The organism is Pseudomonas sp. TWRC1-2, from assembly GCF_049896685.1.
Classification (GTDB): Bacteria; Pseudomonadota; Gammaproteobacteria; order Pseudomonadales; family Pseudomonadaceae; genus Aquipseudomonas.
The window spans coordinates 39,512-56,024 of record NZ_JAFCUU010000006.1 but is presented as its reverse complement, the minus strand read 5'-3'; the positions used below and the strand labels follow the sequence as shown (position 1 = coordinate 56,024).

The 16,513-nt window shown below is 61.3% G+C and carries 17 protein-coding genes and 1 tRNA gene; 7 read left to right on the top strand and 11 right to left on the bottom strand.

The genetic code is table 11. From position 1 onward, the window contains the following. Window positions 1-40: 40 nt before the first annotated feature. From sctU to ACP7B3_RS18010, 11 genes are read right to left on the bottom strand one after another with little or no spacing between them, the layout of a single operon-like run. Window positions 41-1,138: a type III secretion system export apparatus subunit SctU gene (gene sctU / locus ACP7B3_RS18060; protein WP_426180007.1), complete on the bottom strand. Its 1,098-nt coding sequence runs from the start codon at window positions 1,136-1,138 to the stop codon at window positions 41-43. Beyond that, the gene (gene sctT / locus ACP7B3_RS18055; protein WP_145165604.1) at window positions 1,135-1,923 is read right to left on the bottom strand and encodes a type III secretion system export apparatus subunit SctT; all 789 of its coding nucleotides are present in this window, start codon (window positions 1,921-1,923) and stop codon (window positions 1,135-1,137) included. The genes sctU and sctT overlap by 4 nt, the downstream gene beginning before the upstream one ends. Window positions 1,924-1,933: 10 nt before the next feature. Beyond that, entirely contained in the window at window positions 1,934-2,197 is a 264-nt protein-coding gene (gene sctS / locus ACP7B3_RS18050) for a type III secretion system export apparatus subunit SctS (RefSeq protein ID WP_058411467.1), read from the bottom strand. A gap of 7 nt (window positions 2,198-2,204) precedes the next feature. After that, window positions 2,205-2,858 carry a type III secretion system export apparatus subunit SctR gene (sctR, locus tag ACP7B3_RS18045; protein WP_426180004.1) on the bottom strand — a complete coding sequence of 218 codons (654 nt, stop codon included), beginning with the start codon at window positions 2,856-2,858 and terminating at the stop codon, window positions 2,205-2,207. Further along, window positions 2,855-3,868 (bottom strand): FliM/FliN family flagellar motor switch protein, encoded by a 1,014-nt coding sequence (locus ACP7B3_RS18040; RefSeq protein WP_426180002.1) that lies wholly within the window; start codon window positions 3,866-3,868, stop codon window positions 2,855-2,857. Before ACP7B3_RS18040 ends, sctR begins: the two co-directional genes overlap by 4 nt. Continuing rightward, complete coding sequence (locus ACP7B3_RS18035; protein ID WP_242194902.1) at window positions 3,865-4,323, bottom strand: type III secretion system HrpP C-terminal domain-containing protein; 459 nt, start codon at window positions 4,321-4,323, stop codon at window positions 3,865-3,867. Before ACP7B3_RS18035 ends, ACP7B3_RS18040 begins: the two co-directional genes overlap by 4 nt. Further along, the gene (gene sctO / locus ACP7B3_RS18030; RefSeq protein WP_262210019.1) at window positions 4,295-4,732 is read right to left on the bottom strand and encodes a type III secretion system stalk subunit SctO; all 438 of its coding nucleotides are present in this window, start codon (window positions 4,730-4,732) and stop codon (window positions 4,295-4,297) included. Before sctO ends, ACP7B3_RS18035 begins: the two co-directional genes overlap by 29 nt. Continuing rightward, window positions 4,719-6,077, bottom strand: a complete 1,359-nt coding sequence (locus ACP7B3_RS18025) for a FliI/YscN family ATPase (RefSeq protein WP_315975618.1) — start codon at window positions 6,075-6,077, stop codon at window positions 4,719-4,721. The genes sctO and ACP7B3_RS18025 overlap by 14 nt, the downstream gene beginning before the upstream one ends. Further along, window positions 6,074-6,961, bottom strand: coding sequence for an FHA domain-containing protein (locus ACP7B3_RS18020; protein ID WP_426179999.1), 888 nt, complete (start codon window positions 6,959-6,961; stop codon window positions 6,074-6,076). Before ACP7B3_RS18020 ends, ACP7B3_RS18025 begins: the two co-directional genes overlap by 4 nt. A 37-nt stretch (window positions 6,962-6,998) precedes the next feature. Beyond that, window positions 6,999-9,092, bottom strand: a complete 2,094-nt coding sequence (gene sctV, locus ACP7B3_RS18015; RefSeq protein ID WP_426179997.1) for a type III secretion system export apparatus subunit SctV — start codon at window positions 9,090-9,092, stop codon at window positions 6,999-7,001. Then, window positions 9,089-10,144 (bottom strand): TyeA family type III secretion system gatekeeper subunit, encoded by a 1,056-nt coding sequence (locus tag ACP7B3_RS18010; protein WP_178119746.1) that lies wholly within the window; start codon window positions 10,142-10,144, stop codon window positions 9,089-9,091. The genes sctV and ACP7B3_RS18010 overlap by 4 nt, the downstream gene beginning before the upstream one ends. Before the next feature lie 262 nt (window positions 10,145-10,406). Here ACP7B3_RS18010 and ACP7B3_RS18005 point away from each other — a divergent pair, with 262 nt between their 5' ends. The 7 genes from ACP7B3_RS18005 (at window position 10,407) to pgeF (ending at window position 16,454) form a co-directional block, all read left to right on the top strand. Then, window positions 10,407-10,958 (top strand): RNA polymerase sigma factor, encoded by a 552-nt coding sequence (locus ACP7B3_RS18005; RefSeq protein ID WP_106578536.1) that lies wholly within the window; start codon window positions 10,407-10,409, stop codon window positions 10,956-10,958. 440 nt (window positions 10,959-11,398) lie between these two features. Then, window positions 11,399-11,475 (top strand) — tRNA-Met (locus ACP7B3_RS18000). A gap of 95 nt (window positions 11,476-11,570) precedes the next feature. Beyond that, a complete protein-coding gene (locus ACP7B3_RS17995; protein WP_262210014.1) occupies window positions 11,571-12,134 on the top strand; it encodes a GNAT family N-acetyltransferase in 564 nt (187 codons plus the stop codon). Continuing rightward, window positions 12,134-12,967: an EamA family transporter gene (locus tag ACP7B3_RS17990; RefSeq protein ID WP_426179994.1), complete on the top strand. Its 834-nt coding sequence runs from the start codon at window positions 12,134-12,136 to the stop codon at window positions 12,965-12,967. Before ACP7B3_RS17995 ends, ACP7B3_RS17990 begins: the two co-directional genes overlap by 1 nt. A 95-nt stretch (window positions 12,968-13,062) precedes the next feature. Beyond that, window positions 13,063-13,842, top strand: a complete 780-nt coding sequence (locus ACP7B3_RS17985; RefSeq protein ID WP_145165525.1) for a PhzF family phenazine biosynthesis protein — start codon at window positions 13,063-13,065, stop codon at window positions 13,840-13,842. A 36-nt stretch (window positions 13,843-13,878) separates the two neighbouring features. Then, complete coding sequence (ggt, locus tag ACP7B3_RS17980) at window positions 13,879-15,708, top strand: gamma-glutamyltransferase (RefSeq protein ID WP_426179992.1); 1,830 nt, start codon at window positions 13,879-13,881, stop codon at window positions 15,706-15,708. A 23-nt stretch (window positions 15,709-15,731) separates the two neighbouring features. Then, window positions 15,732-16,454, top strand: a complete 723-nt coding sequence (gene pgeF, locus ACP7B3_RS17975) for a peptidoglycan editing factor PgeF (RefSeq protein ID WP_426179990.1) — start codon at window positions 15,732-15,734, stop codon at window positions 16,452-16,454. Window positions 16,455-16,513: the final 59 nt, after the last annotated feature.

Here is a 16,513-nt window from a genome sequence, read left to right as displayed (position 1 = left end):
GCTCACCTGGCCCTGGCTTCGCGGAGGTTCGGTGCGCTGATCAGCGCACCTCCAGCGCCGGCAACTCCAGGGTTTCGCGCTTGGCCTCATCATCCAGCTCACGCAACGTGCGATAGATCAGCGCCACGGCCTGCAGGGTGTCGCGGGGGATGCTCGCGCCCAGTTTGTTCGTGTAGAGCGTGCGCGCCAGCCACACGCACTGAATCACCGGCACCTCAGCGGCCTTGGCCTGTTGGATCAAGTCGCGCGCCGCGTCGTCCGTGCCTTTGCACACCAGCATGGGCAGCGGCGTCTCACCCGGGCGGTAATACAGCGCCACGGCAAAATGCGTCGGGTTGACCACCAGCATATCGGCCTCTTCCAGCTTGGGCAGCTTGACCTTCGGTTCCTCCTGGGCCAGCTGCTGGGCCAGCGAACGGCGCTGCCCCTTCACATGCGGGTCACCCTCCATGTCTTTGTACTCTTTGACGACCTCGACCTGGGTCATGCGCATGCGCTTGGCGAAGAAGTGTTTTTGCAACGCCAGGTCGATCAGCGCCAGCACCAGCAAAAGCCCCAGGCAGGCATGCAACAAGTGACGGAACAGAACGATCAGCGCCAGGATGTACGTTTGCAGGTCACTGCTGGCCAGGTTAATCAGCGCGCCCAAAGACGGCTTGATCACCACGTACAAAATCACGCCCAGTAGCACTGCCTTGGTGATGCTCATCAACAGATTCATGACCGATTGCGCAGAAAACATCTGTTTGAGCTGCTTGAGGGGGTTGAGCCGATTGAAATCGAGCTTCAAGGTCTCGGGAGCAAACAGGAACCCGAACTGCATCCAACTGCTGATCAGCTTCGCGGCAATGGCCAATCCGGCCATCAACAGGGCGAACGTGAAAAACATCATCGTGCCTTCAAACAGCACCGTCTCCAGCGCCCGCGTGAACGGCTGGGCCATACTCGACATTGGCAACGCCATCAGTTGCTGGAAGCGCTGCAAACTGGTTTCTGCGGTGAACAACGCCACCTCGCTGATGGCCGTCAACGCCAGCAGCTTGCTGACATCCTGGCTTTGGGAAACCTGGCCTTTCTTGCGTTGATCGCGCAGTTTCTTGGCTGAGGCCGGGTGCTTCTTTTCACCGGAGTCACTCATGGCGTCGAGACCTGGAACATCAGCCCGAGCGAGTGTTTAAGATCGCCGAGCACATTCAAGCGCCCGACGATCAGGTCCTGCAGCAACGCAAAGTACAGCAACAGAATCCCGATACCCGCCAGGCATTTGACCGGCGGCGCCAGCGTGCTCACCTGCAACTGCTGGCTGTAGACACCCAACAGCGCGATGCCGAACTCCAGAAACATCAGCACCGCAATGAACGGCGCAGCGTAGAGCATCATGTGGGTAAAGGTATCGCCGACCAGGCCCAGGAAAATACTGAAACCATTGACTGCCGGCAGCGGCACCCAAGCGGTGGCCGGCCATAGCAGGTAACTGTCCCAGATCACTTGGGTAAGCACGCTCAAGCCCAGGACGGCGATCAGCAAGTAAATCACCAGCTGTTTGAACAGATGCCCCACGGGCGTTGCATCCGGCCCCAATGACGGGTTGAGCTGGCCACCTGCCAGGGCGCCACGCTGGTTATCCAGCAGCGCGCCAACCGACTCGAACATCCAGAAAGGCATGGCCAGCAAAACCCCGAGCAAAATGCCCAGGGTGACCTCCTTGAGCATCAGCCCGATGATCATCAGCGCCGAATAGTCCTGGCCCGCCAGTACCGCATGGATGCCGGGAGCCGGAATGAACGCCATGACCATTACGATCACATGCCGGGGCATCCCGCGCAGATGCTGGAAACAGAACGCCGGCACCAGGATCGCGCAGGGATAGATACGCGCCATGGCCACCAGCAGGCTGGGTAGATACTCAAGATAAAGCAGCACGTGCATGCCCTCAGTTCAGTGCCGAGCGAGCGATCATGTCGAACATCAGGTTGATCAGTTGAATCAGCTCCACGCCAATCCAGCGCCCCGTCAATATCAGCGTGATGCCCACCGCAACCAGCTTGATGCCAAAGGGCAGGGTCTGATCCTGTATCTGCATCAGCGCTTGCACCAACGACGTCAGCACGCCGACGATCACCGCCACAATCAGCGGCGGTGCCGACAACACCACCACCAGCAGCATGCCCTGCTTGAACAGTACGATCGGTTCCATGGGGCACTCAAAGGTAGGAAAGGAAAAGGCTGTCGAGCAATCGCGACCATCCGGAGACCATGACGAACAACAGCAGTTTGAGCGGTAGGGAAATGGTCATGGGCGAGACCATCTGCATCCCCAGCGCCAACAGCAGGTTGGACACAATCAAATCGATGACGATGAATGGAATGTAGATGAGGAAGCCGATCTCAAACCCGGCCTGCAACTGCGACAGCACAAAGGAGGGGACCAACAGGATCAGGTCATCGCGCTGGGTGCTTTGCGCCATTTCAGGCGGCCACATGCGCGCGGTGTTTTCGTGCATGTGGGTCAACACATCCGGATCGGTGTTGCGTTTCATAAACGCGCGCAGCGGCTGTATGGCCACAAGCCCCGTCTGTTGAAGGGTCTGCACCGTGCTCATGTCAAGGGGCGCGTTCTTGAGGTTTTCGGCGACCTGGTAACCCACCGGGGCCATGATAAACAGCGTAGCGGCCAACGCGATGCCATTGATCGCCATGCTCGGGGGCACCTGCTGCACGCCGATAGCGTTGCGGGTAATCATCAGCACAATGACGATCTTCAAGAACGCGGTGCAGATGATCAGCAGCATCGGCAGCAACGACAACGCCCCGAAAAACAGCGCCAGGACAACCGGGTCAACGCTCTGGAATATCATCGCGAAAACACCACGCGAGACACTTGCAAGCCAAGTCGCCCATCCACTTCCACCAGTTGCCCCTGGCCAATGGGCCGCTCGCCGTAATACAGGCCGGCCATGCCCGGGGCGTACCCGGTAATGCCCAGCACCGCTCCGGGAGCAAGATTGCGCAGTTCGCCCAGGGTCAGGCTCAGGACACCACAGCGCACCGTCAGCGCCATACTCAATTCATCAAAGGGCTCACGGCCAAAGATATCCTCCACCGGCTGATCCTGTTCAGGCCCCGGGTATTCTTCTATTACAAAGTTCTCGTCCATGGACGCTTCCTCAATCGCAATAAGGTTCAGGCACAACGGCCCGGATTCATCGTCAATACGCCCTTGCAGACGGCGACGCCCGATCGGCAAGTGGCCACGGCCCTGCACATCAAAAAAGGCGTGTTCAAGCATCAGCACGTCACCCGCACGCACGCTGCGCAACTGCACGACAGGCAAGCTCAAACGGCCCACGGTCACGGCGATTGCCAAGGGAAACGATGCGGGTAATGAGCTGGCCGTCGACCGCCAAGCGCCCGCCGCACACATCGCCAGCAAGCTCTGCGGGGCAAGCCACAGGTAACCATCGACCTTGGAGGCTCCCAACAGCACGGTGAAGCGGCAACCAAAGCCCGGCGTTTTGGGTGCCGGCAGCAAGCGCAGATAACCGAACAACGCCACCACTTGGGGGCTGAGGTGATGCTGGAACAATTCCCAGAACCACGACGTCGAGTCATTGCCGGCTTCTGCCAGGGTGACCGGGCATTCGCCCATCAGGCTGAACATCGCCTCGGGTTCCGAGACCCCCAGTACACCGACGGCACTCTCGAAACACACCGGGCTGCGCCCTTCAGGCGCGCGGCCGGGCTCGAGCACAAACGCGCCCTGCTGATCACCGACCTGAAACGGCATGCGTAATCCGCGTCCCAGCCGCTGCAACGCCGCAACCCTTGCCGCCTCAACCAGGGGCGGTGCCACCGCCAACATGATCATGCGGACCCCGTGCTGTTGATGTGGATATCGACAGGCTGGCCCAACGCCTCGGTCAGCCTGTTCTGATAGCGTTTTTGCACCGTGGCGAGCCAATGCGCCGTGCGCGGTTCTTCGGCGTCCAACTCAATGTTCCACGCGCCCGACTGCCGCTGCACACTGGCGTTGATTCGCCCCAGCCGTGGCAGGTAAAGCACCGCCAGCAACGGCCATTGCGTGGCGCCTTGAACGCGCAGCGCCAACTGCCCCGCCAATGCCTCGATCATCAATTTATCCGTCGCCACACGTTGCGCAGGCAGGCTGGAAACGTAACCGCCCTGGCCGTCGTCCTTGGCAAACAGTTGCGCGAATACCTGCACATGAACCCACGGCACCACGGCCTCAACGCCTCTCTCACGGTCTTCCCTGGGCTCGCGAATGCGCGGCCGCTCAGACCTGCTCACAGGCAATCGTTTCATGACGCTCCTGCACCAGTAACTGGGATAATTCCGAGAGTTTTTCGACCTCGCGCAAATACTGGCTGGCCTGCTTTTGCATGCTGTCGATATGCACCACTTGCTGTTCCTGCTGCCCCTGTAGCGTCTGTAACTGCGCCTCTTCACGCTGCGTGCTGGCGGACAATGAGCGCTCCTGGGTATTCCACGACTTGAGCTCCTGAAACGAGAGCACGTGCCCTTGATGCTTGCTCAATAGCTGCGCCGCCTCCTCGGCCTCCTGCAGGCGAGTGTCCTCAAGGCGCTGCTGCGCCTGCTCAACGTGCAACTGCAGTGCGCGCTGATGCCTTTTAGCCTCACCCAATGCGCGCTCGGCCCGGTCCGCGCGGTGTTTGCGCAGACGCCTCAGGGTTTCCAATTCAGAAAGGAACATAGGCAGTCAGCTCCGTCAGCTGATCCAGGGTCGCCGCCATCGGTGAAGGCTCACGCAAGTCCTGGCGCAAAAAGCCATCCACCGCGGCACGGCTGTCCACCGCCAGGTCGGTCAGGGCATCATTGCCGGCCTGGTATTCACCCAGCTTGAGCATCAGCTCGATCTGCTGATACGCCGACAACAAACGGCGCAGCCCGGTCCCCGCCTGGATGTGCTCAGGGGTGGCGACATTGCTCAGAATTCGCGACAGGCTGGCGAGCACATCGACCGCCGGGTAGTGACCGCGCTCGGCAAGCTTGCGCGACAGCACAATATGGCCGTCCAGCAGCGAGCGAACCTCGTCGGCCACGGGGTCACTCATGGAATCCTGTTCGATCAGTACGGTGTAGATTGCGGTGATGACGCCGTCGCGGGTCAACCCGGCGCGTTCCACCAAACGCGGCAGCAAGCTGTACACCGAAGGCGGCAAGCCCCCGCGCCCCAAGGGCTCACCGGCGGCCAGGCCGATTTCTCGCTGCGCGCGGGCGAAACGCGTCAAGGAGTCGATCAGCAGCAACACCCGCTTGCCTTGGCGTCGATAGCCCTCAGCCAGCGCCGTTGCGGTGAACGCTGCGCGGGCGCGTTCCATGCTTGAGCGGTCGGATGTCGCGCACACCAGCACGGCCTTGGCGCGCAACTGATCATCCAGTTCATGGTCGAGAAATTCGCGCAGTTCCCGGCCGCGCTCACCGATCAGGCCGAACACAATCACATCGCACTCGACATTACGGGCAATCTCCGCCAGCAACGTGGTCTTGCCACAGCCAGCACCGGCAAACAGGCCCACGCGCTGGCCTTCGCCAAGCGTCAACAGACCATCGATCGAGCGCACCCCGGTCGCCAGGGCCCGGTGGATCCTCGGCCGTTCGGTCGGCAACGGCGCCTCACACAGCACCATGCTCGCATCCGGGCTGTCCGTCTCGGCGAAGGCATTGGGGCCAACGCCCGTAATCGGCCGGCCGAACCCATCCAGCACCTGGCCGAGCAACGCATCACTGACGCGCACTCGGTGCGAGACACCCAGACGCTGCACACTGGCGCCCACGCGCACCCCTTCAAGGTTGCCCAAGGCACTGAGCACGGCATCCTGCTGATCGAAGCCGATGATTTCCGCCAGCATGTAGTCGTCGGCAGATTTCTCGACCTGGCACAAGTCGCCAATACGCGCGCTCGGCAACCGGCATTGCAACAACATGCCGTTGACGCGCTGAACCCGACCGCGCAGGGTCACCGGCATCAGGTTGGCCAGCGCCTGGGCCTGGCGCTGCTGCCAGGCATCCAGACGTGCGTTCAGTTCTTCGTTCACCAGCGCACCTCATAACGCCGCGCGCCATCGAACACCACTTTGCTGTTGTCGATCAGCACCAGGCGCAGGCCGTCCACTTCATCGCCGACAAACACCCGGCTGCCCTCTTCCAGGACGACATGGCCATTGGGACCGCCGACGATCTGCACGATCTTGAATGGCAGCGCGCCGTCGCTGACACGCACACGGCTGATCACCGGCACCGCGCTGTCGAACAGCTCGACAAAACGGCTGAGCATGCGCGACACCAGCTCCACATCGTCCTGCGACACGTCGCCGTTGAGCGCGACCTGGCCATTGATCACTTGCAGGCTGACCCGTTGGCTCAATTCGCGTTCATTGAGCATCTTCAGCAACTGCTGGCGCACCTCAAACGGCGTGGCCAACTCGTGTTTGACCACCACAGGAGGCATCAATGAGGCCTGGGCCTCACGCTCACCCGTGGACGCGATGCCCACCACCACGACGATGATCGCAACCACCAGCGCCACGCTGATCAGGCGCTTTTGCTGCGCGTGCGAGATGGACGAAAGTTGCAGCGCCCGCGGCGCTTCAGGGGCCGGGGCCGCTGGGGCGGGTGCCTCGGGCCATGGCTGATCGGCCCAGGTGACACACAGCCGCACAGCCCCGACCGAAAACGGTACGTTCAGCGCCAGGCTCGCAATCTGGGCCAGCACCTGCCCTTCATCACCGTGCAACAGCCCGGCTTCGGCCTGCACTGACCAGTTTGCGTTGATCAGCCGCAACCGCGCGTGCTGCTCGGCGATGCCTGGATCGTTCAGCATCAGGTCAGCGTCAGAGTGAGCGCCGATGCTCCACTGCTCGCCAAAAAGCGGCAACGCGGCGCCCTGGCGCAGCCCATTGAGCACCCGTAACTCAAACATTATCGAGCGCTCCGACGCGTTGAAGCTGACTGGCGATTCATGCCAGCGCACCGCGCGCCAGCTCATCCTGGGTCAGGTCAAAACGCCCCAGCACTTTCACCTTGGAGGTGCTTCCCAACTCGGCAAAGGACAGCACCGGCACATGGTTGAACTCCTCCAGAAGCAGGGTGCGCAAGGGACTGCGCAGGTCTTGTGCCACCAACATCACACTTTTGCTTTTGGCGCGTAAGGTGAAGGCCTGGTTGAGGAGGTTGATCAACGCGGCGCTGCTTTCGTTATCAAGCGCAAAGAAAACCCCGGTCTGCGTCTGACGCAACGCCTCGCGCAGGATGTTTTCGGTATGGGGCGACAACAGCCAGGCGTGCAGGCCGTCTTCCTCGCTGTACTGGTGGAAAATCTGCGCCTTGAGGGCAATGCGCGCGTAGTCAGCCAGCGCTTCGGGCTCGCGCTCATGCTGGCCGTACTCGATCAGCGACTCGACAATCAGCCGCACGGCACGCAGCGGCACGCCTTCGCTGGCCAGGCGTTGCAGGACCGCCGAAAACCGCGAGAGCGGCATGATACGTTGCAGTTCCTGCACCAGCTCCGGCTGGTTGTGCTCAAGCCAACTGAGGATCGATTTACTCTCCTGGATCCCCAGGAACTGCGGCCCGCTGAGCATCATCGCCTGCCTCATGCGCTCAATGATCAGGCTCGTCGCGGTGAAGCGTTCCAGCTGCGGGTCATCGAGCAGCGGATCATCAGGCGCCAACCACACCCAGTCCTGTTCATCGCGGTCGGCCTTGCCGGGTATTGCGTGCTCGGGTTCAACCGTCAGCGCCTTGCGGTCCACGGCCAAATGGTTGACGACCGAGGCCTTGACCATCGGCACTTCATGCACACAAAAGCGCATTTCATCGGCGGCCAGGGCGTCATCCAGTTCGACTTCAAACGGCGGCAAGGTCAAACCGATATTGGCCACCAGTGTGTTTCGGGCCTGGCGTATCCCGTGGATAAGCTCGGTGACCTCGGGGGTTCCGCGCAGAACCGGGGAAAACTGCAGCAAGTAAGGTCGCGACGGATCAAACCCGCGCAAGTCTTCATCACCGTTTTGCTCCGGGCGCACGGCGTCCGCGGTTTCGGCGACCGGCTGTTCTTGTCGTTGACGCTGGCGCATCAAGTAATAACCCAGGCCGCCGGTGACCATCGAAATCAGGATAAACACCAGAGTGGGCATGCCAGGCACCGCTGCAAACGCAAGCATCCCCACCGACGCAATCATCCAGCTCTTGGGTTCGCTGGTCATTTGCCGGGCAATTTCGGCGCCCATGTTACTGATCCCCTTGCGCCCATCCGGAGCCACGCGGGTGATGATCATGCCGGCGGTCAGGGAAATCAGCAGCGCCGGAATCTGTGCAATCAGGCCGTCGCCGATGGTCAGCACCGAATACAGCCGTATCGACTCGGCGGCGCTCAAGTCGTGTTGAAACATGCCCGTGGTGAAACCACCCAACAGGTTGACCACAACGATGATCAAACCGGCGACGGCATCGCCCTTGACGAATTTCATCGCACCGTCCATGGCACCGAACAACTGGCTCTCGCGGGACAGTTGCTCACGTTTGTCCCGCGCTTGCGTGCCGTCGATCAGCCCGGCACGCAGGTCACTGTCGATGGACATCTGTTTACCCGGCATCGCATCCAGGCTGAACCGCGCCGCCACCTCGGCGACCCGCTCCGAACCCTTGGTGATGACCAGGAAGTTGACCAGGGTCAGGATCAGAAAGATCACCATCCCCACCGCCAGATTGCCGCCCACGACGAAGTTGCCGAAGGCCTCGACGATGTCACCGGCGTCCTGTTCCAGCAGAATCAAGCGCGTCGTGGCGATCGACAGCGCCAGACGGAACATGGTGGTCAGCAGCAAAATCGATGGGAACGACGAGAACGCCAAGGGGCCTGGCAAATACAGCGCGAGCACGATCAACAGACAGGATATGCAAATGTTGAGTGCGATCAGAATGTCCACCAGCCAGGTGGGCAACGGCACGATAAAAATAAACACGATGCCCAGGATCACCACTGCGCCCAGGACTTCGGCACGTTGTGCCATTTTGAGCAGTACAGCGTTGATGGCTGACAGTGCAGTCACGCCGACGCCCCCAGGTCGCCGGCAAACTTGATCGGGCCGCGCTCGATCCGCTCCAGTTCCCCCATCACGGCCAAAAAGCTGTCCAGCGCGCCCTGGCGGGTTCGACTGTCGGGCCACAAGGCCAAAGGCAACTGCCGGACCAGAGGGTAAAGCGCGTTGAGAACAATCACTTGCCGGGGGCTCGGGCCACTGCCCAGATCATGCCCAAGTCGCAGGATTTCGCCCGCATCGATGCCGCTGCCGGCATACCCCAGCAGGCGCTGCAAAAGACTGACGGCGTCGTAGCCGATGCCCAGGCGCTGGATCAACGCGTGGCAACCGGCCAACACGGTGCTCAGTTGCCCACAGCTTTGCAGGGCCAGCAACAACGTGCGCAATCGCGGCGTGGTCATTGACGAAACCAGGACCGCGATGTCGTCAGCCAAGGCTTTACGCATGCTGATGAGCCTGACGGAAAACGTATCGCCGCCGTATACGCCCAACAGCGCCTGCATCATCGTCGCCAGGGATTGGCGCGTGGCCACGCTGGCGTAATAAAGCGCGCGCAGCGCCTGGCGCTCCTGCGGATCACCACCGGCCTCCATCAACGCCGTGGCGAATTTGAGGCCCGCCTGGATCTCCCCTTTAAAGCCCACCGCCAGCATGCCAATAGCATCCCGCGCCAAGGCAGCTTCGGTGGGGCGCACATCATTGTCCGCCTGGGCTTCCAGATGCTTGAGCACCACGTAGGCACGTGCGGGGTCGCCCTCGGCGAGCTCTACCAGCTTGTCGACACTGGGATGCTGCTGCAATTGCTGCCTGAACCGCCGCGAAATAGTCGCCAGGGACTCCTGAGCAGGATGGCCCAACTGCTCATAAAGTTGCGCAAGCTGTTCGGTGGGGGGCACGCGAATCGACACCGAGCGCTGAGCGCGGTTGTTGGCAATCACTTCCTGGTCGAAGAGCGAAGCAAGCTCATCAACCTTCGCGGGTGCGGGCGTGGAAACAGGCGCAACGGCGGATTGATCCAGGCGCTGGGCAGAGGGCGCATCTTTAGGGGATTCGACTTTCATAAGCATGCCAAGACGGGAAGAGTGTGTCCCTATGTGGCAATGCCTGCCGATACGGTTCCATCAGAACGCGGCTATCGAGACGTTTGACAAGACCGGCACAAAGCCTCGGCGCTTTTTGCAAACTACTGCGCAATACCTCTCCATTTCAAGATATTTACCATTAATAATCAGCTAGTTACGCGACTTTTCCATTTGGCACACCCAGTGCTAAAGGGGTTTCCATCGAACTTATTTCGATAGCGTCTACCCTGAGGAAAAAAACGTGAATATCCCAATTGAAGCTTTAGCGCACCTGGTTGGCAGCTCGCCTCAATTCATGCTCCAACTGACGGACGACCAACAGAAAAAACTCCGGCGTTTTATTCATAAACGCGTACTCAACCCCGAAGATGCAGACGACATACTGCAACTGACTTACCTGGAAGCCTGGCGCAACAGGGAGCGCTTCAGTGGTCAGGCGAGCCTCAGTACCTGGATGTGCGGGATTGCTCAGAACCTGGTACGCAACCACTTCCGCCGCCTGTACGCCAAGCCTGTGCACTGCGAATTCGATGAATCGCTGTGGCATGGGCAGGAGGAAACCAAGAACCTGGATTGGCAGTTCGAGATCAACCGCCGACTGGAGAAAACCCTGACCGCCATCGACCACCTGCCCACAGAAATGCGCAAGACGTTGTACGCCTCACTGGAGACCGACGGCAGCTACCAGGACACCGCCGACGTGTTGGACATACCCATCGGCACCGTTCGCTCGCGCTTGTCACGCGCGCGCGAACACCTCAAGCGCGTCACGCATAACCCGTCGCAACCGTAAGGCCCTCTAGCGGGTAATCGTTGGGCGGCAGGGATATCTGCCCAACCGAATTTTGCTACTTTCATTCACCGCGACGCGTTCACCAACCGCCCGAACACCCCACTCTCTACCGACTGCCTCAGCGCCATAACCACCTCAGCGGCGAATACGCCCAGCCCTGCCTTTCCCACCTGATGCTCAGCGCTTGCGCTACCGTTCTCGACTGCGGCGCCCTCTCGCAACGTCACGATCAACGCCCTAGGGCATCTGCAGAAAATCACCACGACCGTGATTGATCGCTTAATTGAAAGCCTGCGCCCACACACGGCCCGACAGGCGGACGAATGACAAGCCACTCGTCGCCAGAACTGACGATTCCGGTTAAACAATTGAAAGCGTAGAAAAATTTCGATAAAAGTGCTTGACGCATTCCCGTTCTACGCGAATAATGCGCGCCACTTGGCTACATAGCTCAGTTGGTTAGAGCATAGCATTCATAATGCTGGGGTCCGGGGTTCAAGTCCCTGTGTAGCCACCAAGTACTAAAAACGGCTTACCGAAAGGTAGGCCGTTTTTTTATGCCTGAATAAAAGCCCTCAGGCATACTCGCCCCCAACCACAAGGAGGCGATTCGTGAACCCGCACTTCCCCACCCACGGCATTGCCACCGAACGGCTGATACTGCAAGCCGCCCAGCCGTCTCACGCTCAGGCCCTGCACACCTATCTGCTGCAAAACCGCGCTTACCTGCAACCCTGGGAGCCCACGCGCGACGATGACTTCTTTGCACTCGACGCCATCACTCAACGCCTCGAAACCATGGCCGAGAAAACCGCCAGCGGCGAAGCGCTGCACCTGCTGATACGGCGCGACGGTCAGATCATCGGCGCGTGCAATTTCACCAATATCGTGCGCGGTGCATTTCAAGCCTGCCACCTGGGCTACGCGCTGGATGAATCGGCTCAGGGCCAGGGGCTGATGCACGAAGCGCTGAAGGCTGCGATTGCCTATGTGTTCGATGCCATGAAACTGCATCGAATCATGGCCAACTACCGCCCCGAAAATGCACGCAGTGCACGCCTGCTGGAACGGCTGGGGTTTGAGCGCGAGGGTCAAGCGCGGGCTTATCTCAAGATTAACGGCGTGTGGGCGGACCACGTGCTGATGTCGCTGATCAACCACGCGCAGAGCAACTGATGAGCCTCAGCGTATTCGCCATCATCCTCTTGGGCGCCGCGCTCCACGCCACCTGGAACGCCGTGGTCAAAGGCGGCGCCGACAAGCTGTTGACCACCTGCATGATCGCCTCCGTCGCCTCGTTGATCGCGTTGGCCGCCACCCCGTTTCTGGTGCTGCCGGCAAGAGAGAGCTGGCCGTTCATCGGCGCGTCGGTGGTTCTCCAAGTGCTGTATTTCGTGCTGGTGGCCTCGACTTACCGCATTGCCGACATGAGCCAGACCTACCCGATCATGCGCGGCACAGCGCCGCTGCTGGTCGCGACGGTGAGCGTGTTTGTGTTGGCCGAGCCACTGTCGACATCCGCCTGGCTTGGCATTGCGGTGATCTCACTGGGCATTTTGAGCATGGCCCTGGCGCCTTCTTCAGGGCAAAGAAAAGGCCTGGTGCTGGCGCTGATCAACGCCGGCGTGATCGCCGGCTACACCCTTATCGATGGCCTGGGCGTGCGCAAATCCGGCGCGCCTGTGGCCTACACGCTGTGGATTTTCCTGCTGACCGGCGTCCCGCTGGCGACGTGGGCGTTAGCTTCCCGGCGCACGCTGTTCTGTGATTACCTCGCGCGTAACTGGCGCTTGGGCGTCGTCGGCGGCGTGGGCACGATCGCCTCGTATGGCCTGGCGCTGTGGGCCATGACCGCAGCCCCCATCGCGACCGTTTCGGCCCTGCGCGAAACGTCGATCCTGTTTGGCGTGGTGATCTCGGCCTGGGTGCTCAAAGAGCGTCTGACGCGCGTGCGCATCGTGGCCGCGTGTGTGATTGCCGCCGGGGCGATGGTGCTGCGCCTGGGATGAGCGAGGCGCATGCGCTCAAAAAAACTGCGTATCTGTATTTTGACGCCTTAAAGACCCACTGTTAGTGTCCAGCCTCCCTACTCGGAGTGCCCTCGATGAAACTGGATATCTATCAAGTCGATGCTTTCAGCCAACACCCCTTTGGCGGCAACCCGGCGGCAGTCTGTCCGCTCACCGAGTGGCTGCCCGACGAACAACTGCAGAACATCGCGGCTGAAAACAACCTCTCCGAAACCGCCTACTTCGTCCCCCGTGGCGATTTCTACGAGTTGCGCTGGTTCACCCCGGAGGTCGAAGTGGACCTGTGTGGCCATGCCACGCTGGCCGCAGCCTGGGTGTTGATTCACCAATTGGCGGATGCACCCGACGTATTGCGTTTTGCCACCCGCAGCGGCGAGCTTCGCGTGACGCGCAATGGCGACGAACTGGCGATGGATTTCCCGGCCAAACAGCCCCAGCGCTGCGAGCCGCCAAGCGGCATGTTGAGCGCATTGGGGATTGAGCATGCCCAGGTGTTTGCCACCGACGACTACCTCGTGCTGGTCGACGACGAAGCTCAAGTCGCCGCCCTGACGCCGGACTTCGCGCGGCTCAAGGGCCTGCCCAAACGCGGGATTGCGGTGACGGCCAAAAGCACGCGGTTTGATTTTGTATCCCGTTGGTTCGGCCCCAACGTGGGCGTCAATGAGGACCCGGTCACCGGTTCCGCGCACACCTCGCTGGCGCCCTTCTGGGCCGAGCGGTTGGGCAAGTCGCAGTTGACTGCTGAACAGGGCGGCAAGCGCCGTGGGCAACTGCGTTGCGAGCTCAAGGACGACCGCGTGATTATCTCCGGCCACGCGGTGCTCTACCTGCAAGGCACGATATACCTGTAAAAAGCCGTAACCCAAGGACAACAGATCATTCTCAAAATGAACGGAGTTCAGCGCGTGTTTTCGATTTCCCGCCGTCAACTGTCAATGATTGCCGCCGCCCTCGCGCTGGCTGGCTGCCATTCCGCCGTCAATGAACAACCGCCCGCGCCGGAGCTGGGTTCGGGTTATCGCACCGACCTCACCACCCGCCACGCCGAGCGCCATATGGCCGCCGCCGCCAACCCGCTGGCTGCCGAAGCCGGGCGCGAAATGCTGCGCCAGGGCGGCTCGGCCATTGACGCCGCGATTGCGATGCAGGCGGTGTTGACCCTGGTGGAGCCGCAATCATCCGGCATCGGCGGCGGCGCGTTCATCATGCTGTGGGATGGCAAAAACGTGCACGCGTATGACGGCCGCGAAACGGCGCCCGCGGGCGCCACCGAACGCTTGTTCCTTAAAGCGGACGGCACGCCGATGGCCTTTGCCGAGGCGCAGATTGGTGGGCGTTCGGTTGGCACGCCAGGCGTGTTGCGAGCGCTGGAGATGGCACACAAAAAGACCGGCCACCTGCAATGGGCCAAGCTGTTTGAACCGGCGATTCGCCTGTCCGAGCAAGGCTTCGCGATTTCCCCGCGCCTGCACGCGCTGATCGCTGCCGACCGTTACATCGCGCAATCGCCCGAGATGGCGGCGTATTTTCTGAATACCGACGGCACGCCTAAAGCTGCCGGCACGCTGTTGAAAAACCCGGCGTTGGCCAGCGTGTTCAAGCGCATCGCCAAGGAAGGGCCGGACGCGTTGTACCAGGGGCCGATTGCCGATGAGATCGCGCGCAAGGTCCAGGGCAACCGCAACGCGGGCAGCCTGTCGCAGGCGGACCTCAAGGGCTACACCGCCAAGGAGCGCACGCCACTGTGCACCGACTACAAGCGCTATCAGGTGTGCGGCATGCCACCGCCGTCATCGGGCGGGATTGCTGTCGCGCAGATCCTCGGTACGTTGCAGGCGTTGGAAACCCGCGACCCGCGCTTGGCCATCGCACCGATGAAGCCGGTGAAAAGCACATCGCCTGCCGGCCTTGAGCCCACACCTGAAGCCGTGCACCTGCTCGCCGAAGCCGGTCGCCTGGCCTTCGCCGACCGTGGTTTGTACGTGGCCGACGCCGACTTCGTGCCGGTGCCGACCGCAGGCCTGGTCGCCCCGGACTACCTGGCCAAACGCGCCACACTGATCGGCGACCGCAGCATGGGCATCGCCAAGCCGGGCACGCCTGCGGGCATCCAGGTGGCGTACGCGCCGGACCGCTCGCCGTTGCGCATTTCGACCTCGCAGGTGGTGGCGGTAGATGACCTGGGCGGCGCCGTGTCGATGACCACCACGGTGGAAGCGGCGTTTGGTTCGCACGTGATGGTTCAGGGCTTTTTGCTGAACAACCAGATGACTGACTTCTCGTTCATCCCCGCCGAAAACGGCCAGCCGGTGGCCAACCGCGTCGAGCCGGGCAAACGTCCGCGCTCGGCCATGGCGCCGACGCTGGTGTTCGATCGCAAGAGCGGCGAGTTGCTGGCCACCGTCGGATCGCCAGGCGGTTCGCAGATCATCGAGTACGTGAGCAAATCCCTGGTGGCGATGCTCGACTGGAACCTCGACCCGCAAGCGGCCATCAGCTTGCCTAACTTTGGTAGCCGTAACGGCGCCACCGAGCTTGAGGCTGGGATGTTCAGCCCCGAGTTGAAGCAGGCGCTGAGGGACAAAGGCCATGCACTGAGCGAGATTGATATGACCAGCGGCATCCAGGCCATCGTGCGCACCCGAGACGCCCAGGGTAAAGCGTCGCTGAGCGGCGGCGCCGACCCTCGGCGCGAAGGCGAAGCGGTCGGCGACTGACTTTATTGAGCGGAGAGAGCCCCTTGCAACAGGCAAACAATCTCGGCGCCATCCCCGGCGTCGACCACGGTTTTTGTTCGATCAATGATCCATTGCGGCCGCACGAGGTGTTTATCTGCAAGCAGGTGCACAGTGCTTCGGTGATTGAATGGCAGGCGCAGCAGGTGAGCAACACCATTGAGGCAGACGGCGTGTTTACGCGCACGCCTCAGCCAATCGCCGTGATCACCGCTGACTGCCTGCCCATTCTGATCGCCGCACACAGTGGTGAACGGGTGGCCGCCGTGCATGGCGGCTGGAAGGGCCTGCAAGGGGGAATCATCGCCAATGCGGTGAAACAATTGGCTGCCGAGGGCATTGCCGTTGACCAGTTGCGGGTGGCGATCGGGCCGTCGATCAAGCCGTGTTGTTATGAAGTGAGCGCCGAATTTATCGCGCAATTTCAGGCGGACCAGGGGCACGTGTGGCGTGACGCTCAGGCGCCATGGCACTTCGAGCAACCGACGCCACGGCTGTCACCGCAGATTGCACCGCCCCACGCGCGGCAAGCGGGAAGTGCGTGGTTCGACTTGAGTGGTTACGGGGTGATGCTGTCGCAAGCGGCGGGCCTTAAGCGTGAGCAGATCGACGTCAGCGAGGTGTGCACGTATTGCACATCACCGACCTTCGCCAGCTACCGCAGGAGAACCCACCACCCAGAAGAGCCGAAGACGCTGATCTATTCGTGGATCGCCCGCAAAACCTGAGGAGCAAGCTCGTCGTGGCGAGCGGGCTTGTTGTGGCGAGCGGGCTTGCCCCGCGTTGG

What these genes read in the sequence shown, in the direction of transcription:
- sctU (WP_426180007.1), bottom strand. Translation starts at nt 1,138, where the DNA reads ATGAGTGACTCCGGTGAAAAGAAGCACCCGGCCTCAGCCAAGAAACTG.
- sctS (WP_058411467.1), bottom strand. Translation starts at nt 2,197, where the DNA reads ATGGAACCGATCGTACTGTTCAAGCAGGGCATGCTGCTGGTGGTGGTG.
- sctR (WP_426180004.1), bottom strand. Translation starts at nt 2,858, where the DNA reads ATGATATTCCAGAGCGTTGACCCGGTTGTCCTGGCGCTGTTTTTCGGG.
- ACP7B3_RS18040 (WP_426180002.1), bottom strand. Translation starts at nt 3,868, where the DNA reads ATGATCATGTTGGCGGTGGCACCGCCCCTGGTTGAGGCGGCAAGGGTT.
- ACP7B3_RS18035 (WP_242194902.1), bottom strand. Translation starts at nt 4,323, where the DNA reads ATGAAACGATTGCCTGTGAGCAGGTCTGAGCGGCCGCGCATTCGCGAG.
- sctO (WP_262210019.1), bottom strand. Translation starts at nt 4,732, where the DNA reads ATGTTCCTTTCTGAATTGGAAACCCTGAGGCGTCTGCGCAAACACCGC.
- ACP7B3_RS18020 (WP_426179999.1), bottom strand. Translation starts at nt 6,961, where the DNA reads ATGTTTGAGTTACGGGTGCTCAATGGGCTGCGCCAGGGCGCCGCGTTG.
- ACP7B3_RS18010 (WP_178119746.1), bottom strand. Translation starts at nt 10,144, where the DNA reads ATGAAAGTCGAATCCCCTAAAGATGCGCCCTCTGCCCAGCGCCTGGAT.
- ACP7B3_RS17990 (WP_426179994.1), top strand. Translation starts at nt 12,134, where the DNA reads ATGAGCCTCAGCGTATTCGCCATCATCCTCTTGGGCGCCGCGCTCCAC.
- ACP7B3_RS17985 (WP_145165525.1), top strand. Translation starts at nt 13,063, where the DNA reads ATGAAACTGGATATCTATCAAGTCGATGCTTTCAGCCAACACCCCTTT.
- ggt (WP_426179992.1), top strand. Translation starts at nt 13,879, where the DNA reads ATGAACGGAGTTCAGCGCGTGTTTTCGATTTCCCGCCGTCAACTGTCA.